At 36.9% G+C, this 23361-nt stretch carries 16 protein-coding genes; 2 read left to right on the forward strand and 14 right to left on the reverse strand.

What is annotated here, in order from left to right:
* Positions 1-77: 77 nt before the first annotated feature.
* The 12 genes from VB694_RS04455 to VB694_RS04510 all read right to left on the reverse strand — a co-directional run bounded on the left by VB694_RS04455 (position 78) and on the right by VB694_RS04510 (position 17478).
* On the reverse strand, positions 78-1526 hold the full coding sequence (locus tag VB694_RS04455; protein WP_323359108.1) for a Ni/Fe hydrogenase subunit alpha: 1449 nt from the start codon (positions 1524-1526) through the stop codon (positions 78-80).
* Positions 1527-1664: 138 nt separating this feature from the next.
* Positions 1665-2285 (reverse strand): CP12 domain-containing protein, encoded by a 621-nt coding sequence (locus tag VB694_RS04460; protein ID WP_323359109.1) that lies wholly within the window; start codon positions 2283-2285, stop codon positions 1665-1667.
* Positions 2286-2406: 121 nt separating this feature from the next.
* The gene (locus VB694_RS04465) at positions 2407-2952 is read right to left on the reverse strand and encodes an oxidoreductase (protein ID WP_323359110.1); all 546 of its coding nucleotides are present in this window, start codon (positions 2950-2952) and stop codon (positions 2407-2409) included.
* Between the two features lie 72 nt (positions 2953-3024).
* Positions 3025-3540: a DUF3122 domain-containing protein gene (locus tag VB694_RS04470; RefSeq protein WP_323359111.1), complete on the reverse strand. Its 516-nt coding sequence runs from the start codon at positions 3538-3540 to the stop codon at positions 3025-3027.
* 51 nt (positions 3541-3591) lie between these two features.
* Positions 3592-4308, reverse strand: a complete 717-nt coding sequence (gene hoxU / locus VB694_RS04475; protein ID WP_323359198.1) for a bidirectional hydrogenase complex protein HoxU — start codon at positions 4306-4308, stop codon at positions 3592-3594.
* A gap of 243 nt (positions 4309-4551) precedes the next feature.
* Entirely contained in the window at positions 4552-6147 is a 1596-nt protein-coding gene (locus VB694_RS04480) for a NuoF family protein (protein ID WP_323359112.1), read from the reverse strand.
* Positions 6134-6646 carry a bidirectional hydrogenase complex protein HoxE gene (gene hoxE, locus VB694_RS04485; protein ID WP_323359113.1) on the reverse strand — a complete coding sequence of 171 codons (513 nt, stop codon included), beginning with the start codon at positions 6644-6646 and terminating at the stop codon, positions 6134-6136. Before hoxE ends, VB694_RS04480 begins: the two co-directional genes overlap by 14 nt.
* A 116-nt stretch (positions 6647-6762) precedes the next feature.
* Entirely contained in the window at positions 6763-7281 is a 519-nt protein-coding gene (locus tag VB694_RS04490; protein ID WP_323359114.1) for a universal stress protein, read from the reverse strand.
* 274 nt (positions 7282-7555) lie between these two features.
* Positions 7556-8224, reverse strand: coding sequence for a DUF928 domain-containing protein (locus VB694_RS04495; protein WP_323359115.1), 669 nt, complete (start codon positions 8222-8224; stop codon positions 7556-7558).
* Between the two features lie 146 nt (positions 8225-8370).
* Positions 8371-10887 carry a CHAT domain-containing protein gene (locus VB694_RS04500; protein ID WP_323359116.1) on the reverse strand — a complete coding sequence of 839 codons (2517 nt, stop codon included), beginning with the start codon at positions 10885-10887 and terminating at the stop codon, positions 8371-8373.
* A gap of 56 nt (positions 10888-10943) precedes the next feature.
* On the reverse strand, positions 10944-15749 hold the full coding sequence (locus tag VB694_RS04505; protein ID WP_323359117.1) for a filamentous hemagglutinin N-terminal domain-containing protein: 4806 nt from the start codon (positions 15747-15749) through the stop codon (positions 10944-10946).
* Positions 15742-17478 carry a CHASE2 domain-containing protein gene (locus tag VB694_RS04510; RefSeq protein WP_323359118.1) on the reverse strand — a complete coding sequence of 579 codons (1737 nt, stop codon included), beginning with the start codon at positions 17476-17478 and terminating at the stop codon, positions 15742-15744. The genes VB694_RS04505 and VB694_RS04510 overlap by 8 nt, the downstream gene beginning before the upstream one ends.
* Before the next feature lie 299 nt (positions 17479-17777).
* Here VB694_RS04510 and VB694_RS04515 point away from each other — a divergent pair, with 299 nt between their 5' ends.
* Positions 17778-21341 (forward strand): response regulator, encoded by a 3564-nt coding sequence (locus VB694_RS04515; protein ID WP_323359119.1) that lies wholly within the window; start codon positions 17778-17780, stop codon positions 21339-21341.
* 92 nt (positions 21342-21433) lie between these two features.
* Positions 21434-21841, forward strand: a complete 408-nt coding sequence (locus VB694_RS04520) for a response regulator (protein ID WP_323359120.1) — start codon at positions 21434-21436, stop codon at positions 21839-21841.
* Positions 21842-22044: 203 nt separating this feature from the next.
* On the opposite strand, the gene VB694_RS04525 is transcribed toward VB694_RS04520, so the two are convergent.
* Complete coding sequence (locus tag VB694_RS04525) at positions 22045-22659, reverse strand: hypothetical protein (RefSeq protein WP_323359121.1); 615 nt, start codon at positions 22657-22659, stop codon at positions 22045-22047.
* Positions 22660-22797: 138 nt separating this feature from the next.
* Complete coding sequence (locus VB694_RS04530; RefSeq protein WP_416233464.1) at positions 22798-22980, reverse strand: CsbD family protein; 183 nt, start codon at positions 22978-22980, stop codon at positions 22798-22800.
* Between the last annotated feature and the right edge of the window lie 381 nt (positions 22981-23361).

Genomic DNA, 23361 nt, shown 5'->3' on the forward strand with positions numbered 1-23361 from the left:
TTACCCCCTTCAATAACAAAAGTTTTTCTTTTTCTCTCCCCTGTGGGGTAGGGTTAGGGAATAGGAGATATAAATAATTAATCTCGACAAATTTGATTAACTACAGTCCCATCTTTATCTACTAATTCTATTAGTAAAGGCATTTGTCCAACGGCGTGGGTAGAACAACTCAAACAAGGATCAAAAGCCCGAATACCAGCCTCAACACGGTTTAACATTCCTTCTTTAATTTCACTACCTTGGATAAAATTACGGGCAATTTGAGCAACTGTACGATTCATGGCTAAGTTATTTTGACCAGTTGCAATAATCAAATTTACCTTTTCCATTAAACCATTTTCATCAACTTTATAATGATGGAATAAAGTTCCCCTTGGTGCTTCACTCACACCCACAGCTTCTAATTGATTAATACCAGCTTCCGCACGTAGACGAGTTGATAAAATATCTGGGTCATCAAGTAAAATTTCGATGTGTTCAATACAAGCCAAAATTTCAATTAACCGCGCATAGTGATAAAAGAATGAGGATTGTACAGTATCAGTTCCATAACTGCGAAATTCTTTTAATTCCTTATCGGCTAAAGGTGTACCAATGTGACTGCAAATATTCAATCTGGCTAGTGGTCCAACCCGATACATTCCACTATCTAAACGACAATGATCGCTTTTATCAGGATAGCCAAAAGGACGATAATAAGGAGATTTCAAGTAAGAATCAACTTGGACTGCTTCACCGATAAATTCATGATAATTAGCAGCATCTAATTTATCAGCAACAATGTTACCTCCACTATCCACAAAACGGATATGTCCATCATAGGTTTCCCATAAACCTTCAGAAGTAACTAACCCCATAAATAAACTAGGGAAATTACCAAAAGTTTTAGCTTCTTTTTCGTAATCTTTCAACAAACCTTTAAATAAATCTATGGCATTTAAAACAGTGGTTTTAGCTTCAGGAATACGTTGTTGAATATGAGTGCGATTTTCTGAGGTTAAAGGGTCACTAACTCCACCAGGAACAGCCCAAGAAGGATGTACTTTTTTTCCTCCTAATAACTCAATAATTTCTTGTCCAAATTGCCGTAAACGAATACCACCTCTGGCTAATTCTGGATCTGCGGCTATCAAACCAAATACGTTACGGTTAGCAGGTTCGCTATCCATTCCTAATAATAAATCTGGGGCGCTAAGGTGAAAGAAACTCAAAGCATGAGATTGGACAATTTGCCCTAAATTCATCAAACGGCGTAATTTTGTAGCGGTTTTGGGGATAGTTACAGCCAATATTTGATCGCCTGTTTTTGCTGATGCTAACAAATGGCTGACCGGACAAATACCGCAAATTCTCGCCGTAATTCCTGGCATTTCTGGAAACGGACGACCCACACAAAACTTCTCAAAACCACGAAATTCTGTCACATGAAACCGCGCATCATTTACTTGACCGTCATCGTCTAAATAAATGCTAATTTTTGCGTGACCTTCAATGCGAGTAACCGGATCAATAACGATTTTTTTCATAATTAGTCATTAGTCATTAGTTATTAGTCATTAGTTATTAGGGAACAGGGAACAGGGAACAGGGAACAGGGAACAGGAAACAGGAAACAGAAAATTATTTGTTCATCCTCCTGACTCCTGACTCCTGACTCCTCTCACCTAAACATCATAAAGCCTAGCTTCTTCGGCTTCTGGATACTCTTCACAGTATTCTTCAAAAGCTGTTTTTAGGGGTTTCATAGCTCGTTGGTGAGAAATTTCGGCTTGTATTTCTTCTACCACATCCCAAGCGGCTGCACATTCGGGGGAATTAATACCTTTGTCTGCACAAACAAGCCGAGCTTTTCTAATTTCATCTTGTAATTCTTGTTCTAACAGAATTGAATGAGGTTTTTCTAAAGAACTACTTCCAGCTAAGATATCAGTTAATGAGATTATTCCTAATAATTCACCACTAATTACAGGCGCACGCCGCAAATGATGATCAGCAAATAATCTTGCTACATATTCTAAACCTAGACTGGGATTAACAACAATGCAAGGTTTAGTCATGATTTCATAAATACGGACTTTATTCGGGTCTTTTCCATAAGCTATGACTTTATAAACAATGTCACTTTCTGTGACTATGCCATAAGCATCTTGTTCATGACGACGATCTACAATTAACGCTCTCCAGTCTCTAGCTTTCATTAAATCAACTGCTTCTTTGACTGTAGCAGAACCACGAATCATTGCTACATCTTTGGTCATTACATCTGCTGCTGTTAATGTTAACATAATTTACCTCTTAAAAAATAGGGAATAAGGAACAGGGAATAGGGAATAGGGAATAGGGAACAGGGAACAGGGAACAGGGAACAGGGAACAGGTGGGAATTTTACCAATTACCAATTACCAATTACCCAAATTTAATCATTTCTCGTCCTTCCATTTGTGGTGCTTCTCCTTTTAATAAAGGTTCAAGTGTGGCACGAATACGAGGAGCTGAAGGTGGACAACCGGGTAAATAAATATCAACTGGTACTACATAATGAACGGGTATGACTTTATCAAGTAATGGGGGAACAATACCCGGTGAATTAGGAATTTGTTGATTAACATCAGCACCTTCAATATAAGCTAACTGCAAGCTGACATCAGCATTTCCTGTAGGGTTACGCATGGCGGTTACATTACCAGTTACAGCGCAATCTCCAAAGGAAATAATTGTTTTGGTACGTTGTCTAATAATGTGGATTAATTCTAAATGTTCTTCGTTAGCTATAGCCCCTTCTACTAATACCACATCCACACCTTCTGGATATTCTTTAATATCAGCAATGGGACTATAAACTACATCCACTTGTTCGGCTAAATCTATTAACCATTCATCTAAATCAAGAAAAGACATATGACATCCAGAACATCCACCTAACCATACTGTTGCGAATTTAATTTTAGTCATTTTTTACCTTTTGATTGTTAGTAATTTGTTTTTTGTAGGGGTTTAGGTTTGCTAAACCCTTACTTTCAGTTATCATTTGTAATTTAATGATTTCCATTCCTTAACAACATGACTAGGAACTGAGATATTAATAGATTTTACACCAGGTAAAGGAATTGCTAAAGTTAACGATTCTGGAGATAATTGTGGCAATATTTCTGTGAAATCATATTGACCAATTGTAGGGGCTGGCGCTTCATCTAAAAACACATCTGCCGCTTTCCAAATTTGTCCTGTATCTGAGGTGATTGTTAAAGGTTGGGGATGGATTAATTGAGCCGAACCAGGAAAACCAACTAAGCGGAGATTGATTGTAGTTGCTTGACCAGGATAAACTTGTTTAAATAACACAACCTGCCAAACTTTTCCTGATTGATCATCTAATTTTGTTTGTGAGCGATAAAGAACTTCTCCTGGTATTTCTTCTATTTGCGTAACAACAGCAATTGCACTCTTGAAAGTGAAATTTTCTAAACCCAGGAATATAAATATTGTCAATATTCCTAGTAATATCATCCGTAAAAAGATTTTTCCAATAGGGTGTAACATCAGATTTATCTCCCGGTAATTGGTTGGAAATATTCTCCAGTCCCCAAGTGTCTAAAAATTCCATTGTTTTTTCTCCCTTGCAGTGACTAAAAACTCAATTTTGCCCCGATCATGTACCATTTCACTGACGCTTGAACCTTTATCAAATAGCGCCCCTGTGGGACAGGCATTCACACATTTACCACAAGAAGTACAGGTTTGAGAAGTTCCCCAAGGCTGACTTAAATCAGTAATTACGTGAGATTTTGATCCTCTTCCTGCCATATCCCAAGTATGTGCGCCTTCGATTTCATCACAGACGCGAACACAGCGAGTACAAAGCACACAACGATTATGATCTATGCCAAAAAGATGATGAGAAGTATCAACAGCACGGATAGGATTTTGATATTCTAACCGGACGTGATCCATACCCATTTCTATGGCTAAATCTTGTAATTCACAATTGCCATTAGCAACGCAAACAGAACAAATGTGATTACCTTCGGCAAATAGCATTTCGATAATTGTACGACGATATTTTTGTAGGCGATCGCTATTTGTTGTCACCTCCATTCCTTCGGCAATTTTCGTCACACAAGCTGGTTGTAATTTATTACTACCAGAAATTTCTACTAAACACAATCGACAAGCACCCACATCTCCCACACCTTCTAAATGACAAAGTGTAGGAATATGCACTCCCGCTTCTTGCGCCGCTTCTAGTAAGGTATCATCCTCACGGGCGCTAACCATTTCCCCGTTAATTGTTAATGTTTTTACAGTCATAATAATTTGGTAATTGGTAATTGGTAATCCTGTAAATTCTGAAATCTTGGACATTCTGATATGGCTTGCGCCACGCTACGTTATCAGACAATTTGAGATTTGAGTAATTGGTGTAGGGGCGAAGCATTCGGAAGATAAACCTGGGAAAAAACCGATAATTGATCGCCCGAATGCTTCGCCCTTACTTACACCGAATGCTGATGCTTCCAGTCCCGTTAGAGATACGCCCCTACACCTTCGCCCCTACTGGATTAATGCTAAATACTCATCATGGAAATAACGCAAGGTACTAAAAACGGGATTTGGTGCAGACTGTCCTAAACCACATAAACTTGTGTGTTTCACCATGTCACAAAGTTCTTCTAATAATACCAAATCAGCTTGTGCAGCTTTTCCATCACTAATCTTAGTTAATAAATCATGTAGTTGCACAGTTCCCACTCGACAAGGAATACATTTACCGCAAGATTCATCCATGCAAAATTCCATGAAGAATCGCGCCACATCTACCATATTTGTGGTTTGATCCATGACAATCATCCCACCAGATCCCATCATTGAACCTAACGCGGTTAAAGATTCGTAATCTACAGGTGTAGCAAATGCTGATGCTGGGATACATCCCCCGGAAGGTCCTCCGGTTTGTACTGCTTTAGCAATACCATCGGGAACACCTCCTCCCATTTCTTCCACAATTTGTTGTAAAGTTGTCCCCATTGGAACTTCAATTAAACCAGTGTTGCGGATTTTTCCAGCTAAGGCGAAAACTTTTGTACCTTTACTTTTTTCTGTACCGATACCAGCAAACCAATCTGCACCATTACGAACAATTGGCGCAATATTAGCAAAGGTTTCCACGTTATTAATTAAGGTTGGATAGCCCCATAAACCGGACTCAGCCGGGTATGGTGGACGGGGATGAGGGACACCGCGTTTACCTTCAATAGAAGCCATTAACGCCGTTTCTTCACCGCAAACATAAGCCCCTGCACCAATGCGAATTTCGACTTTAAAATCAAAAGGTGATTCAAATATTTGTGAACCTAAAAGTCCTAAACGTTGGGCTTGGCGAATAGCGGTTTCTAGACGTTTAATAGCAATAGGATATTCTGCCCTGACATAAATATAACCTTGAGTTGCACCGATGGCATAAGCTGCGATCGCCATTCCTTCTAAAACCCGATGGGGATCACTTTCCAGTACACTCCGATCCATAAATGCACCGGGATCACCTTCATCAGCATTGCAAATAACAAACTTTTTCTCACCTTGGGATTTTGCCACTGTCCCCCATTTTAAACCAGTGGGATAACCAGCACCACCCCTTCCCCGTAACCCACTTTTAGTAATAGTTTCTACTACTTCTGTAGGTTTCATTTCTCTTAATACTTGATAAAGGGCTTGATAACCATTTTCTGCAATATAAGATTGAATCCTTTCTGGGTCAACTTTACCACTGTTTTCTAACACAATCGGCAACTGACCTATAAAAAATGGTTGCTGCAAATCTTGTTGTTTTAAATTTGTTTCCTTTCCCTGTACTACCTCAACAATTTGTGGTGCATCCTCTGAAGTAACTTGTGCAAAAAGTTTGCTTTCCTGGGGATTTTTTTGATCTACCTGTACCAAAGGACCTTGACAACAAAGCCGCATACAACCCACACCGATAACTTGCACCCGATCTTCTAATCCCGCAGCTTTTACAGATTTATCTAAATTATCTTTTACTGCTTGAGAACCAGAAGATAAACAACCCGCAGCCGTACAACAACGAACCTCCACAGGTTTAGCTTGAGAACGTTCAGTTCTAGCGATTTCTAATAATTCATTTAGTTCCATTTTCCTGCCATTCTCCCACTTTTTTGCAAACTGATTCTGATGTTTGATTACCCGCAACAGCACCATCAAACACCACCGCCGGCGCAATACCACAAGCACCCAAACACCTAGCTGTCATCAAGGAAATTTCACCATCTGGTGTAGTATCTCCAGCTTTAATTTTAGTGGCTGTTTCTAAACTTGTTAAAATTGCTTGTGCGCCTTTTACATAACAAGCTGTACCTGTACAAACCACACAATTATGTTTACCTTTGGGTGCTAGGGAAAACAAATGATAGAAAGTTGCTACCCCATAAACTTGACTGGGTGGTAATTTTAATTGATGAGAAATGTACAACAATAAATCTAACTCTAAATAACCGAATAATTCAGATGCTCGATGCAGAATTTCAATTAGTGCATCTTGTTGATATTGATGACGTTTGATAGTTGCATCTAACATCTTCAAACGCTTATCACCACTGGGATGAGTAGACGGGGTTGAAACAGAAGTTTCCATTATTTCCTTCCTCTTTTCAAGAATTAACAATACACTCTGGTGTTATTTTAGAGCGACTGTACAACTAGTGTGCAAAATCCAAAATCTGTGGTTTATTTACCAGAAAATAAATGTAATTATTCTTGATTTAACTGAGTTTCTACTATTGGGGAATTAATCGGAAAATGTATGATATGCACAGAACAAGGCGCATGATGTAAAACATAATTACTGACACTACCGATGAGAAATTCGGTGATTCCAGAAAGTCCCCTTCTTCCAACTACAATCAAATCAGCATTCCAGTTTTTAGCCATTTGGCAAATTACTTTTCCAGGACTACCCACATTTTGCGTAAATTCTGCATTAATGTTTGCGGTATTGGCTTCTGCACAGAATGTTTGTAACATTTGCAAACCTGCATTTTTACGAAGTTCAAATTTTTCCATGTATCTTTTCATGCTTTCATCACCCCAGCCTGGATAGTAATCCATCGGTGACAGAATCATCGTATCAGGAATGTCATCTTCTTCTGGTGATAAGACATGGAGTAACATTAAGTTAGGAGATGTGAACTTTGCTAATCCCAAGGCTTGTTCAAAAACTTGTTGACTTCTATCTGAACGATCTAACGCAACTAAAACTTTGTTAAACATATATACCCCTCATTTTAGCTCACTAGTTATTGAAAATAGTTCTTTCTGCCTCCTGAATTCCTGTTTGTTAAAAACAAGTTGAATTTATTTGTATTTAGTTACATTCATCTTCATAATTCGTTAATTTAGATAAGTTGCTCTCTTACTTAGTTCTACACTTATGCTTATACGCAAAAGATTTGAGGAACTTGTGAGGATAGATGATAGCAAAAAGATCCCTGACTTCTTGAAGAAACTAGGGATATGATAGCTGATAATGAGCTAAGTAAGCCGATTATAATAAATTTTGCCATACTTGAGCTAATGCAGGAGAATTTGGTTCTGCTTGTTGCAGTTCCACGAGTTTTTTGATTGCTTCATACCAAAAACCGTTTTCAGCATACAAGTTTATTCGCTGAACAACCGTTGCTTTTATCAGTTGCTGTTTTAAATCTGTACTAGGTTCTACGTACTTAATCCAAGCACCTGCTACTAAATCTTCAGTGCGATCGCTCGGATTACATACCAGTGCAACTGTCCAATAATAGGGTTTATTTGCTAACAATGCTGGTGCGGTTTTTGGCATTTGTAAAGCCATAATTCCCGACGCAGAATTAACAGCTATAACTGTTTGATAAATACCCTGTATTTGCTGATCAAATAGACTCAGTTCTAGATTTTTAGCGGTTGTTGGGGGTAATTGGATCAAAACAGTTGGGCGATCGCTCTTAGTTAAGCCAATATAGTTACTAGGACTCAATAGCGTTAGTTTCTGAGTGGTGGCTGTAGAGTTCTGTAAGCAAGCTGATTCAGCCGGACGAGATCCCCCACCGACAGTTGTTTTAGGAGCGCCTCCAGGGGGAGGAACGAACCCCCCAGATGATGTTTGTTGGGCTTGTACAGCAGCAATTTGACCTGTTAAAACTGCTAGGAGTAGAAAACCGGATAAAAAAAACTTGTTCATAATTACAAACTGTAAATATACTTAAATAGTAAATTAAAATGAAGCTACATATAATTAAGATTTCAAGAATATTTGACTGCGCATGAATTCATAAATTTTCTGATTTTATGTAAATTCACTTAAGACTCGGTACTAAGCAACAATTCTTACAACCAGCTACCAACTAAAATAAATGTTGCCCAATAAAAAGGATGCTGATATTGAGGTTGTTTAAGTAGATGTAATTGTGCTTGTTGAATTGCTTCTGCTCGCGTCATTTCTGGTTGAGTCAATAATTCATAGAATTTAGCCATAAACTCGGCCGTTGATTCATCGTTGGCTAACCACAGCGTTGCTACGGTACTACGTGCGCCAGAACGAACTGCTACTCCAGCAATACCTAAAGCCGCCCGTTTGTCACCTTTTGCAGTTTCACAAGCACTCAATACTAATAATTCAATGGGGGAATTATTGTTAATTTCACGATTAGCAATTAGTTGATCAAATTCTTGCAATTTTATTTTTCCATCCCAAGTAACAATAAAAGTTTGCTCAGGATTAGAACTAAATTGTCCGTGAGTTGCTAAATGTAAAATAGTAAAAGGCAATTGTTTTATTTTTTTAATCAAAGCATTATTTGTCAATGTCTGATTCAGCAAAACCTCTGCTGGAACTTGATTACTAATATCTCTAATTTCTTGTTTAACTCCTGGTAAGGCGGGGAAATTTTGGGTATTTTCGCTAATACCTCCCACCAAAGCTCCGATTTTTTCACGAGATAGAGATTTAAGACGAAATAATTTTAAACTTGGTGTAATAGCCAAGCTATATTTTTCAATTAAATATTGTTTTCCATCATGTAAAGCTGCCATCGGTAAATTTCTTAAACTTCCATCTAATACAAACACAAGAGTTTTAATTTTTGACTTAGTTAAATCATTTATTGCAGGTTGAATTAACCAATTATAAAGTTTTTGGGCAATAGTTAAACGTTCCTGTAGAAAAGAAGTAGAACGCAAAGATTGCCGCATTTGATTCATAGCTGCTTCTAGTTCTGCTTCTGGTTTCACCGTGCTATAATACCGCAATGGTTTTCCTGGTAAAGACACAATCACAGAAAGCTGATTTGGTAAAATAATTGGATAAATTACAGCCGTATTTGCATCAACATTATCTATAGATTCGGTTTGATTATCTAAACAAGCTTCTCGGAAATAATTTGTTAATTCGGCAATTTGCAAAGATTCAATTACTTCTCGTGCTTTGTTGAGGTTAAATTGACTAGGATTTTGATCTTGTAAAAGCAAATTTACCAATTCACGATAAACAGGTTCAACTTGTTCACGAAAAGAAAATTGTGCATCTTGACTAATGGCAACTAAATCATTACGAAGTGATCCCAAATTTTTCACAGATGCAGTATAATTTTCTATCGCTTTTGATTTTTCTCCCTGTTGTTGTAAAATTCTTCCTAACTGCCATTGCCATTGATAGGCAATATCTGAAGCATAAACCTTATTAGCAAGAATTAGGGCTGATTCAGTTACTGTCTGCGCTTCTGAAAACTGACGATTTTTTTCGTATAATTGTCCCAATTGTCCTAATGCGTAAGATTGTAATCTCACATCACCAAAGTCTTCAGCTTGTTTTACAGCTATTCCTAGCATTTTTCCCACATTAACATCATTCTGTTCCAATTTCATCAAAGTTTTAGCTAATGCAATCCGAGCTAAAATACTATGTTGATTCGGTGGTAATAAATTAATTTCTGCTTGAAGATGTTGTTGAATTTTTTCAGCTTCCACCGTTTTATTTATAGCTATTAAACCCTCTAATAAATTTAATTGTGCTGAAAGTTTCACCGAACTATTTTCAATATTAGCTTGTTGATAATAATTATTCGCTTGCTCATATTTTTGTTGAGCAAAGGCAAGTTTTCCTAAATTTAAATATGCTATTTGTATATCTGATAAAGATTGAATTTTTTGGGCAGCAGCTAAACTTTGTTCTAACACAGATTGCGCTTCTTTAAAATAGCCAGTTACGCGAAGAACATTACCCAAATTCAATAATCCCACAGCCTTTAAACTAGATTCTGATTGTTTTAGTAACCTTTGTTCAACCTCTTCTAAATTTTTTCTAGCACGACGATAAAATCCGAGCATTTGCAAAGCGCGGGATTGATTAATTTTTGTACCAATTATTCCTTGACTATCCTGAGCAACTTGATAAAATTCTTCTGCATCTTCCCAGGTTTCCAGTGCTTTTTGTGGTTTTCCTTGTGCTAGTTCTAACTGTCCTTTAATATTGAGAATTTGTCCTTTTAAAAAATCTGTTGATTGAGAACTTGTTTTAGCTAGTTTCCCAGCTGATTCTATGGCAATTTGTGCCTGTTCAGACTGTCCCAACTGCTGATAAACCAACCCCAAATAACTCAATACTAATGCGTGATTCCCATCATCTTTTTTGGATTGTAACTCTACTTCAGCAGCTTGCCAAACTTCGGCAGCTTCACGGAATTTTCCAGCTTGATAAAAACGTTGTCCTTGTTGAATTTTATGATTTTCTTGAATATTATAAATTGCTGGTTTTATTGTTGCTAATGTTAGGGAATGTATGCCGATTACTATTAAGCCAGTAATTAGTATATAGCAAATAAATTTTGTGCTAATTCTCTTATACATTGTTTTCTGTTTTCAAATTTATTAACTGACAATGTGTAAATTATACGCAGTTTATCTTATGGACAATTGCCAGATGCAGAAGATTGTAAATTATCCTCATTTACCGCTACCAAAGTCACTTTACCCTCTGGTGAGATTATCCAACCTGTTGCTTCTTGAATCTGCGGAGATGTTTTTTCTTGATTTTGGGTAATTTCCCTATCAATTTTCTCATTAATTCGCCAATCTATCCAGCCTGATGATGTGTCTAAAGCCTCTCTAGGAGTAGGAGGTAAACCACCGCGCCCCGTGACGATAAAGCTATTAATACGGTTACGTGGTTGACAGGTTTGAGCTATTTGTTTAGTGGCATCTATTAAATTATTGGGAAGTTCAATTAGTCCACTTTTCGGATCTACATTCATGGTATTAATAATAATTACGCCATCAACTCCTAGTTGTGAACTAACACTAATATCACTCAAAGGTGTTAACATTTGATTAGCCGTTAATCCGAACATTGACTGAGTTGTTATATTGATATTCCCCCCCATTCCTGCCACTGCATTGGCGATAATATCACTATTGCTAAAAGGATTGGTAATTACAAATCCGGCTTCAATATTAATATTACCACCGTTAGCATTATTAAAAGCTTGGGCAGAAATTTGACTTTGATTTTCCATGAATAATAAATCTTGCAAAGATAACCGAATATTGGCATTATCTCCACTATCACCTAATCCTGTTTCTGCGGTTAATTTACTTTGATTGAGAAATAGATTATCTGCCCTAATTGTTAAATTTCCGGCTTTCCCTAAAGGACTACTAACTGTGATTTTTGAGTTATCTGTAAGATTTAATTCCTGGGTTGTGATATCCAAATTACCAGCAATACCGCCATTAGTTGCTTGAACAGATAAACTTCCTTGATTTTTGAGTTCTATTTGTGAAGTTTTCAGGGTAATATTACCAGCTTTTCCGGTGCTAGATGTATTAGCAAAAATACCAGAATTAGCTCCACCATTAGAGGTACTAGCTTGGATAGGAGGAGTTTCTAGAGAAACTTGCAAATCATAGTGACTCGGTACATTATTCTTACCAAGTTTAGAAATACCCCTACCATCAAAGTTACTAACTTGAATGTAGTAAGTCCCTGTTTGAGTAAAAGTATATCTAAAATAAGGGTCTTGTTGTAGTGTCAAAAAAGTATCACTACCTTTTGCACCTAAAGCAGCAGAAGTATTATCATTAGATGCTAATACCTGACCTTGGCTATTGAACAGAGTTAATTTAGTATCTGTTCCGGCTAAACTATTAAATTGCTCATCAAATGCAAAACCAGTATCATCAATATCAAAAACGCCTCTTGTTCCAGCATTGACCTTAAAAGCATAAACATCAACACTGCCATTTCCCCTAGCTCCGATGGAAACATAAGGAACTCTAGTAGAAAATTCTACATTAGGATTGGGCTTTTGGGAACTGTTAATTAGAAACTGTCTATCTTCAAGATTTTGACTTTTAGTAATAGAATTATTCGGCTCGATTTGAGAAATTTGGAAACTTGGTTTAATTTGAGGAAATTCCCAAAATGCAGAACCATCATAATCTTTAACATCGACATTTTGCCGCAGTAACTTTGCTGGTTGAGAACGGTTGGCAAAGTTGGCATCAATTCCCTTTATATTGATACTATTAGTGGCATTGACATTAATTTCACCAGCTTTACCTGCACCAAAGGTACTGGTGAGCAATTGTCCCCCATTAATTAAATTAACAGTATTAGCATTAATAATAATATTACCACCATCGGATTGACTAAAAGTTTGGGCGCTAAATACACCCCCATTTCTTAGAGATAACTTATTTGTATCAACTTCAATTTTTCCGCCAATGCCGCTATTTATGCCTTCACTAGAGGTAAATATTCCACTGAGCAAACCATCAGCACTTATTCCAGAAACTTCAACTTCATCAGTTATATTTAGTGCTATATCTCCAGATTTTCCTGTCCCTTGGGTTAATGCTTGCAGTTGAGAACCTTCGCCTAAAGATAAGCGGTGAGAACTAACATTAATATCACCACTATTACCTGATGCTGTGGCCGTTGCTGCTGTACTAATGCTGCTAACATTTTTTAGTGAAATTGCTCTATTCACATCTAAAACTATGTTTCCTGCATTGCCTTTTCCAGTTGTTAAACTACGAATACTGCTACCAGCTTCTAGAGAAATATCTTCAGCTTTAATGTTGACATTTCCAGCATTACCACTGCTATACGTTCCTGTATCAATTAAAGAAAAATTTGTTAAGTTCAAATTTCTTGCTTGAATCTGAATATCACTACCCATACCTGTAGAACCTGGTTCTAAAGTTGTAAACAAGCGGCTATCATCTAAAAAAATATCACCGGCAGATATCAGGAAAATTTCACCAGAATTTCCATTACCAAAACTGGTACTACTAATATCAGTATTGGCTAATTTGATAGTAGGTGCTTGTAATGCAATTTTTCCTCCATTTACAGTTGCGTCAGATTTGATAATGGTATTATTAAGATTTAATTCATCTGCGCTGATGGTAATTGTTCCTCCGTTTCCTCCTTTACCTTCTGTCGAAGAATTAAAATAGGGAATAGATATCTTACCTGTAGATAGTTCTAGGGTAATATCTCCGGCATTTCCTGTGTTGCCAGTAGCAGAAAATGTGTAAGAATCTAAACCTATTGTTTCAATATCTCCTCCAGATTTGAGGGTAATATTTCCGCCATTTCCTGTGTTACCATTTACAGCAGATGAGACAGAATTTAAGCTAGTTGTTTTGATATCTCTGCCAGATATGAGGGTAATATTTCCACCATTTCCTGTGTTACCATCCCCAGAGTCAGATGAATCAGAGTTAATTTTTTTTGTTTCAATATTTCCTCCAGAGATGAGGGTTATATCACCACCATTACCAAAATTACCATTAGTATATAAGGTTACGGAAAAGATATTTTCGGTTTTGATATTCCCCCCAGCATTAATGTTAATAAATCCGGCATTTCCTCCTGTGCTAGAACCTACACCTGAAAAAATACCCACTGAGTTAGAAAAGATATTTTTAGTTTCAATATTTCCTCCAGCATTGAGATGAATATTTCCACCATTCCCCCCTCTTGAACCAGAGTCTAACAATTCTGTGAGAATATTACCACCAGCATTGAGGATAATATTTCCGCCATTTTGCGATGTTCCCAAATATGAATTTGAAAAGGAAGAAATGAATTCTGTATGAATATTACCCAGTGCATTAAGAGTAATATCTCCGCCATTTCCTACTGTTCCCAAATATGAACTTGATGTGGAGTCTAATAATTTGCTGTGAATATTTCCTCCCGCAGTCAGGGTAATATTTCCCCCATTTCTCTCTATGCCAACATCTGAATATAAGTAGGTGAATATATTTTGTGTTTCGATATTTCCTTTAGCTGTGATAGTTACATCACTGACATTTGTGCCATTTCCAAATCCAGTATCAATATTCCCAACCCGAATATTTGCAAATTGGGGTAATAAGTTAGGATTGGGTTGATATTCATTGGTTAATACTATTAAACCTCCATAATTGGTAATACTTTTTTCATCAAAATCAATATTAAATAGTTTACCTATGATGATATCGGCACTATTGGGATTAGTTTGATTACTAAATATGGGGTTAACTTCAGAGAATGAAATAGAATTGTCTAATAAATCTTTTGGTATTTTTTGTAAATCAATTCCATTACGCACATCGAAAATACCAACATCGTTTTTGGCGTTGACTGTGACAGTTTGATTTCCACCTTTACCATCGGATATTAATTTACTGACAATTCCGTTATCATTGCCGTTAATTGTGACGTTACCTAATTGGACTTTACCACCAGCCAAAATATATAAAGATGAACCTGTATAATCTTCTAAGGTGATATCTCCCGTTGCTTTAATTACGCGCTCATGGGGAATTAAAAAATCTACTAAACTTCCATCTAATTCTGCTGTTGTGAAATAACCCCCTGTCGTATATCTAGCATTACTTAATATGCGAATAGGAGATATAAATATCATATCTCTACCAGAAATTAACTCACTTTCAGGATGATTCAAACTAGAAATATCAATACTTTTATTGCCTTGAATGATGATATCTCTATGAGCATTAGCAATAAAAGGATTTGTAGCTGTATCTCTAACCAGCACTGTATACTGAGCTTGTAAAGTTAAATCCCTTCCAACTTGGAATTTTCCCTGTAAATCTAATTTATCTGCTACTAATTCTAAATCTTTTGTTGTTGTTAAATTTCCATTTTGAACAATTGTCGCTCCTGGTTTACTTGTCCCATATTGCAATCCTGGTGTGAGATTAATAGTTAATAATGGTGGTTGTTGAGGATTGATACTACTATATTCACTACCATCAAAAAATTTAATTTTATCTGCCGTAGTAGCGTGAAAAGAACCGCCAATATCTAAGGCTGCATGATTACCAAAAATAATCCCATTCGGGTTAATTAAAAATAGATTTGCGTTCCCATTAGCGCGAATCAATCCATCTATATTGGATAGTGAATTACCTGTGACTCTTGTGAGGATATTTTGAATGTTAGCAGCATTATTGAAATAGGCAGTTTCACCTGTTAATACTGAAAATTGTTCAAAACTATGAAATAAGTTGACACCAGCAGTAGTTCCACCTGTAATGCTTAATGTTTTACTTTGCTGCTCCACTAATGATGGTTGTGGTAAAGTTTGATCAGGAATGATTTGTGCTTTTACAGATGTTGTATTACCTAACCAGACAATTAGGAAATAGGTAATAAATTTAAGATATTCAATATTAATGTTTTTGTTATTCATTTGACTGCCTATTAATTATTGAATCAGTATATAAGATAAAGCGATCGCGTCCTTGATTTTTAGCCATATATAACGCTCTATCGGCATTGAGGATTAAATCTGATGCTAAAACGTCAGAAGTAATTTTCATACAGTTTACACCACAACTGAGGGTAACAAAAGGACGGGCTGTAGAATTAATATGAGAAATATTTAAACTTCTCACTTGATTAACAATTTGTTCTGCTATTCGAGCGGCTGTTTCTAAATTAGTATTTGGTAAAATTACCGCAAATTCTTCTCCCCCATAACGAGCAACTACATCAGAGGTTCGCACAGCAGCAGAAATAGCCGCAGCTACCTGAGTAAGACATTTATCTCCCGCCTGATGTCCATAGGTATCATTATAGATTTTAAAGCAATCAACATCACAAAGAATTAAACTAACATTTCCTCTTTTTGACACCTGGTTTCTTAAACAGTCATCAAAATGACGACGGTTAGCCACTTGGGTTAAATCATCAATACAAGCTTGTAATCGCAGCTTTTGATTGTAATAACTGGTATTGGCAATTGCCACAATAATCTGTGATAATAAAGGTGATACTATAGGCAACCACCAACCATTGATAAAAATGAAATAATGAATAATTAATAAACATCCACCCTGCAAAATCATACCTATCACTAAGCAATAAGGTGAACTTTTTTGATAACAAACACGAGTCTGAAGTAATTGCAAACTAACTATAGTTCCCAGTAATGAAAATATCCAAATCCAAACCCATTCTAGGTAGTCAGGAATAGTTTGGATAAAGGGACGATTTTCTAAACCTGTATTCACAATTTGACTAATTAAATTAGCATGAAAAATAATTCCATGTATTCTGCCATTAGGAGTTTCAAAAATATCTCTAACACTTTCTGCTGTTGTGCCAATCAAAACAATGCGATCTTTAAATAGATGAGCGGGAATTTGACTCTTTAACACCTCTATCATGGAAATAGTTTGAAACCGAGATTCTCCCCCGCGAAAATTCATTAAAATCTGATAACCACCAGCATCTGCACCCACATAACCACCATCATTTGCTTTTAAAGGTGCAAAAATTACATTTCCTAGTTTAATTTTGCGACTATTTTGATCTAATAATTGCGGTATAATTCCTTCCTGCTTTAAATACTCTAAAGCTACTTTAGTCGCAAAACCAAACTTACTAGGTTGATTTGGCAAATCTGCAAACAACAAACCCCGTCGTGCATTACCATCAGCATCTAACACAATATCAGAAAAGCCAATCCGCTCCTGCGGTACTTGCGGTGGTGGAGCGATAGCAGGTGGAACTAACTTTTCTATACCAATGAGATTAGGTGTTGATAGGAATACTTGTTTTAATTGTTCATGACCAGGTAATACGGGCAAATTTCTATAAATGTCTAAACCAATCACCCTGGGTTGGTGCTGCTTGAGTTTTTCAATCAATTTTGCTAGAACCTGATCAGGAATTGGCCACTGCTTCACACTGTTAATATCTGCTTCATTAATTGTCACTATGACAATGCGAGAATCCACAGGTTCAAGCGGACGCAGATTAAACCATTGATCGATAACCACCCATTCCAGAAGTTGAAAAATGCCTGTTAAACTTGTTAAAATTACGACCGCAGCAGTCGCAGAAGCAATCACCAAACTATTACTCTGTTCTGTTGATATTACCTGGCGAACTTGTTTTCCAAGCTGTTTCCACATTAGCTGTCTACACCTGTAAGCAGGGAAAAATAAAATCAATAATATGGATAATACGGTTTAGAGAAGAACTCATTTTCTGGTTAAATTTGACTATTGATTGCTCAATTGATCTGGATGCTAACATCACTCAGTCTATAGCTGAATTTTGATGTATTTAGATATTTCTTCATTAATTTTAATACTTAAGGTATAGAGTTAAAGTTATGTAATTTATTACAAATAGAAGATAATTTATTTTACTATAAGGTTGTTTGCTTTGCACTCAACTTTATTAAACCTAAAAAGCAGGGAAGCTGTTAATGAAAATTTTAGTTATCGAGGATGACGAATTAAATGCTTATGCACTTACCGCCGTTCTCACTGACCAAAACTATGCAGTAGAAGTAGCGACTGATGGTGATGCAGCCTGGGATTTAGTCGAAACTTACGATTATGATTTAATTCTTTTAGATGTCATATTGCCTAAACTTGACGGTATTAGTTTATGTAAAAAAATTCGTTCTAGTGGTCGGCAAGTACCAATTTTATTATTAACAGGATGCGATAGTTCCCATGATAAGGCTATTGGCTTAGATGCTGGTGCTGATGATTATGTAGTTAAACCTTTTGAACAAGAAGAACTAGTAGCCCGTGTCAGGGCATTATTGCGACGGGGTAGCATTACCTCACAACCTATATTAGAGTGGGGAAATTTACGATTAGATCCCAGTAGCTGTGAAGTCACATATCACCAAAAGCTGCTCTCACTCACTCCAAAAGAGTATTCCCTGTTAGAACTTTTGATGCGAAATAATCGCCGAGTATTTAGCTGTGGGATGATTTTAGAGCATCTTTGGTCCTATGAAGACACGCCAGGAGAAGAAGCAGTTCGCACCCACATTAAAGGTGTACGGATGAAGCTAAAATCAGTGGGAGCATCTCATGATTTAGTAGAAACAGTATATGGTATTGGTTATCGTCTCAAACCCCTGGAAAATGAGGGAACGCAGGGAGAAAAAGACAGAGATACTAATTTAAAAACCCAGCAAACATTAACAGCTATTGGGGAAATTTGGCAACGATTTCGGGGCAGGATAGAAGAGCAAGTTACCATCTTAGAACAAGCGGCTCAACAAGTTTTCAATCCAGTTTTTAATCCAGAATTGCGATTGCAAGCAGCTACAGAAGCCCACACTTTAGCAGGTTCTTTAGGAACTTTTAGTTTGCCTTATGGTTCAGAATTAGCTAGAAAAATTGAGAAGTTACTGAAATCTGGTCAAAACTTAACTGCAACAGACATAACTAACCTCCAAAATTGGGTTAAATTGCTACGTCAAGAAATTGATCGCAAAAATCAGGATAATTTATCCTTACCAAATAAAAACCATCAATATCAACTGCCTTTAGTTGTTGAGCAAGAATTAGAAGATCAAACAGCAACTAAAGCCAAAATATTAGTAGTAGATGATGACCCACAAATTTTAGCATTATTACAAACATTACTGACACCTTGGGGACTGGAGATTATTCCACTTAATGATCCTCTGCAATTTTGGAAAACCTGGCAAAGTGTCCAGCCAGATATGCTGATTCTGGATGTAGAAATGCCAAATACAAATGGGATTGAATTATGTCAACTGGTTCGCAATCATCCCCAAGGAAGTGAATTACCAATTTTATTTTTAACTGTCCATAATGATGCGGAAATTGTGAATAAAGTTTTTAGCGCCGGGGCTGATGATTTTGTTAGCAAACCCATTATTGGCTCAGAACTTGTCAACCGCATTATTAACAGATTAGAACGGGTAAAACTGTTACGAAGAATGGCACAGACCCAGAATAATCAAGTTAATAAAAGAGAAGCTCATCAATCTCAATTTATAACAGAATCAGCACTGCAAAAAGCCAAGGACGAATTAGAATTGAGAGTAGTCGAACGTACAGCCGAGTTAATTACTGTTAATCATCAATTGCAGTCACAACTGGATGAAAGACGGCGCACACAAGAAGCTCTGAGAATTTCCCAAACTCGGTTTGAAGGCATTTTAAGTATTGCTGATGATGCCATTATTTCTATTGATAGTAATCAGCAGATTACTTTATTTAACCAAGGTGCAGAAAAGATTTTCGGCTATTCAGCCCCAGAAGTTCTAGGAAAACGTCTAGATTTATTGCTACCAATGCGCTTTGCTGAACAACATCGCCATCATGTCTCTGATTTTGGCAAATCTCCTAGTCCGGCTCGCAGAATGGGTGAAAGACGGGAAATATTTGGTCGCCGTAAAGATGGAACTGAATTTCCCTCTGAAGCTTCTATTTCCAAATTAGATATCGGTGAAGAATGTGTCTATACAGTTATATTGCGTGATATAACTGAACGCAAACAAATAGAGAAAATGAAAGATGAGTTTGTGTCTGTAGTCAGTCATGAACTACGTACTCCCCTAACTTCAATTCACGGTTCTTTAGGAATGTTAGCGAGTGGTTTGTTACCAACAGACTCAGAACAAGGTAAACGGTTGCTGCAAATTGCTACTGATAGCACTGAACGATTGGTGAGATTAATTAATGACATTCTCGATATTGAGCGCATCGAATCGGGTAAGGTGAAAATGGAACGCGAAAACTGCAATTTGGAGGATTTGGTTAAGTCGGTTGTGAATATTATGCAGCCTCTAGCTCATAAAGCTGAGGTCAATTTATCTATTGCTAGTTTATCTGTACAACTATGGGCTGATCCAGATCGAATCGTCCAAACTCTGACTAATTTATTGAGTAATGCTATTAAATTTTCTAGTCCTGGTTCTACAGTTTGGTTGATGACAGAATTGAAAAAAGATGAGATTCTGGTGACAGTCAAAGATACTGGAAGAGGAATACCCGTTGATAAGTTAGATAGTATTTTTGAACGATTTCAACAAGTTGATTCTTCAGATTCACGCAACCATGATGGTACTGGTTTAGGTTTAGCTATTTGTAAGAGCATTATACAGCAACATGGTGGACAAATTTGGGCGGAAAGTGTTTTACATGAAGGTAGTAATTTTTATTTTACTTTGCCGATTTCCGAGATTTATCAAACTTCTGAACTAGCAAATTCTGCGACTGAAGAAACTCTAATTTCTAATCAAAACTCTCCTCTAGTTTTAGTTTGTGATGACGATGCTGTTATCCGCACTGAGGTAAAACAGTTGCTGGAACAAGGAGGATATCGAGTAATTACGGTAAATAATGGTGAAGAAGCGATCGCTCAAGCAGTTGCTCAACATCCAGATGTAATTTTACTAGATTTGCTGATGCCAGGTATCAATGGCTGGGAAACAATGGCACTATTAAAAGAACGCTCAGATACTCAGGATATACCAATTGTGATTTGTAGTGTCTATCAGCCCACGAAAAGTAATCAAGCCAGTGCTGATTTTGTTGATTGGTTAAGTAAGCCACTTCAAGAAAGTTACCTGTTAAGTTCCTTGCGAAAAGTTATCTCTGAACCTTCTAGAAAAGTGAAGATTCTCATTGTTGAAGATGATAATGACTTAGCCGATTTATTAGTGACTTTGTTCGAGAGACATGATATTGAAACTTTCATTGCTAAAACTGGTAGAGAAGCTATTCATTTCAGCCAAAAAGTTAATCCTGATTTACTAATTCTTGATTTAATTCTACCGGAAACTGATGGTTTTACAGTTGTGGATTGGTTAAAAAAACATAACCAACTTTGTAGTATTCCAGTAGTTGTTTATTCTGCTAAAGATTTAGATGATTCGGAACGCCATCGACTAAAATTAGGACACACAGAATTTCTGACTAAAGGAAGAGTTACTATCCAGGAATTTGAACAAAGAGTTATGTATCTACTGCAAAGAATTACCCATAGTCATTGAAGGAGACATCAAAAAAAATGTGAATAATTAAAATGATTTCCCCATCTACTTTGAATTATCTAAAATCTAAAATTGATCAGAGGATAGGAATAATGGCAACAAAACGAATTTTAGTAGTTGATAATGAGCAGTATATTCAAGAAGTGGCCAAGATTTGTTTAGAAACTGTTGCCGGTTGGGATGTGGTGACAGCTAGTTCTGGAAAAGAGGGAATAATACAAGCAGAAAAGTACCAACCCGATGCCATCTTACTAGATGTAATGATGCCAGATATGGATGGAATTGCTACTTTTGCAGGTTTACAAGCAAATCCAAATACAAAAGAAATTCCGGTGATTTTGTTAACTGCAAAAATCCAAGCTGCTGATCGTCGTCGCTATGCTGAGTTGGGTATAAAAAGTGCCATACCTGGGGCTGGTGTAGCGATCGCTAAACCATTTAATCCTCTAGAATTAGCTGGACAAATAGCCGCAGCTTTGGGTTGGAGTTTGGAAAACTAGATGAAACAAGAGCCTTTAATTGTTATGTTACACAGGTGGGTATTCTGCGTTTTACTTCTTGTTCACCAGATGTCTCAAGGCTAAAGGCTGTTTTATCTAGTACAGCACGGCGTAAATAAACCAACCATTCTCAAGTCCTAAAAAGCTTACGACCTATTATTTTTGACTTTTGACTTTTGACTTTTGACTTCCGCGAAGCGGTACTAGGGGTTGGAATCCTTTATATTACCAGCATCTGAATTAGTCTTGGGCTGATTAGGAGATGTCTGCGTTTTTGAATTCGGATCTGGACTAGAGGCCGATGTGGGAATCTTAGTCGATGACTCAGGAGGCGCTACATTAATCGTCGTGTTCTGTGTAGCGGGAGCAGGTTGTGGATTATTAGGGACAATCTCCTTCTTCTCTTGTTTAGGTACTTGTGACTGTGGAGCGTCAACTTTAACATTGACATTAGGCACACTTTGTTGGGGAAGAGGAACAACAACTGGGACTGGAACACGCTCAACAGTATTCGTCTTTTCGATAATAGTTGTCTGTTTAGCTGGCTGTTGAGCCGGTGCAGGTGTAACAATTATCGGATTGCTTGGTGGCCGCCCCCACAAGTAGTAAGCAAGTCCACTCAGTCCTAACAAAGTGGCAATACCGATACCAATTAACAAGCCACCAGCAGTATTGTTTTGATCGCGTACTTCTGCTTCGTTCTTGAGTTTTCTTCCAGAGACACGACCATCAGAGTAAGCGTCACCATAAGAGGTTTCTATTTCCTTTGTTACATTATCTTCACGGTTGTTAGGATTAGGATTTTTGGGATTAGTCATGCTTATTACCAGAAATAATTGTTGGAATTAGGACACAAATGAATTTTAAAAATCTGCTTCTGAATCAGTCAAATTAAAAAATGACTGATCAGCCTTTAAATTTCGCTGTTTTAATGAGAGAGTGCTGTTTTCTCTCCCTTAATTGAGGATGTTTTGAATATTATCTTTCACATCTTCTATTGTGTTACGAACTTGACTTTCTACTTGTTTAGCTTTTCCCGCAGCTTGGTCTTTCAGGTCGCCTGTAATATTGCCCATTGCTTCTTGACTTTTGCCTTCAATATTTTTAGATACTGCTTTTGATCTTCCTGATAACCTCACATCGTCTATTGATTTACGAACTTGGCTTTCTGCTTGTTTAGCTTTACCCAGAACTTGGTCTTTGGGATCGCCTGTAATATTGCCGTATATTTCTTGACTTTTACCTTCAATATTTTTAGAAGCTGCCTTGACTTTATTCATCATTGCTATTTGAATAGGCGATGGGTTGATTAAATCACTGAATGAAGTTGCAGCCCAACTATCTCCAGAAAATAAACCTAATCCTATAAAAGTTGAAACTAATAAAACTAGGCTGATGGTTAACAATGTTTGACGAATTTTTTGCAATAAAATCATTCTAAATTCCCAAAATTTTAATTTTTCAAAGGATTAACTTGACTATTAACTAAGGACGCTAAACTAGAAAGTATATATAGGGAT

This window comes from Anabaena sp. UHCC 0451 (assembly GCF_034931405.1).
Taxonomy (GTDB): Bacteria; Cyanobacteriota; Cyanobacteriia; order Cyanobacteriales; family Nostocaceae; genus RDYJ01.

Excerpts from the sequence above, each read along its gene's own strand:
- VB694_RS04490 (WP_323359114.1), bottom strand. The coding sequence starts at position 7,281 with ATGTTTAACAAAGTTTTAGTTGCGTTAGATCGTTCAGATAGAAGTCAA.
- VB694_RS04500 (WP_323359116.1), bottom strand. The coding sequence starts at position 10,887 with ATGTATAAGAGAATTAGCACAAAATTTATTTGCTATATACTAATTACT.
- VB694_RS04480 (WP_323359112.1), bottom strand. The coding sequence starts at position 6,147 with ATGGAACTAAATGAATTATTAGAAATCGCTAGAACTGAACGTTCTCAA.
- VB694_RS04460 (WP_323359109.1), bottom strand. The coding sequence starts at position 2,285 with ATGTTAACATTAACAGCAGCAGATGTAATGACCAAAGATGTAGCAATG.
- VB694_RS04495 (WP_323359115.1), bottom strand. The coding sequence starts at position 8,224 with ATGAACAAGTTTTTTTTATCCGGTTTTCTACTCCTAGCAGTTTTAACA.
- hoxU (WP_323359198.1), bottom strand. The coding sequence starts at position 4,308 with ATGACTGTAAAAACATTAACAATTAACGGGGAAATGGTTAGCGCCCGT.
- hoxE (WP_323359113.1), bottom strand. The coding sequence starts at position 6,646 with ATGGAAACTTCTGTTTCAACCCCGTCTACTCATCCCAGTGGTGATAAG.
- VB694_RS04465 (WP_323359110.1), bottom strand. The coding sequence starts at position 2,952 with ATGACTAAAATTAAATTCGCAACAGTATGGTTAGGTGGATGTTCTGGA.
- VB694_RS04470 (WP_323359111.1), bottom strand. The coding sequence starts at position 3,540 with ATGTTACACCCTATTGGAAAAATCTTTTTACGGATGATATTACTAGGA.
- VB694_RS04505 (WP_323359117.1), bottom strand. The coding sequence starts at position 15,749 with ATGAATAACAAAAACATTAATATTGAATATCTTAAATTTATTACCTAT.
- VB694_RS04510 (WP_323359118.1), bottom strand. The coding sequence starts at position 17,478 with ATGTGGAAACAGCTTGGAAAACAAGTTCGCCAGGTAATATCAACAGAA.
- VB694_RS04515 (WP_323359119.1), top strand. The coding sequence starts at position 17,778 with ATGAAAATTTTAGTTATCGAGGATGACGAATTAAATGCTTATGCACTT.
- VB694_RS04455 (WP_323359108.1), bottom strand. The coding sequence starts at position 1,526 with ATGAAAAAAATCGTTATTGATCCGGTTACTCGCATTGAAGGTCACGCA.
- VB694_RS04520 (WP_323359120.1), top strand. The coding sequence starts at position 21,434 with ATGGCAACAAAACGAATTTTAGTAGTTGATAATGAGCAGTATATTCAA.
- VB694_RS04525 (WP_323359121.1), bottom strand. The coding sequence starts at position 22,659 with ATGACTAATCCCAAAAATCCTAATCCTAACAACCGTGAAGATAATGTA.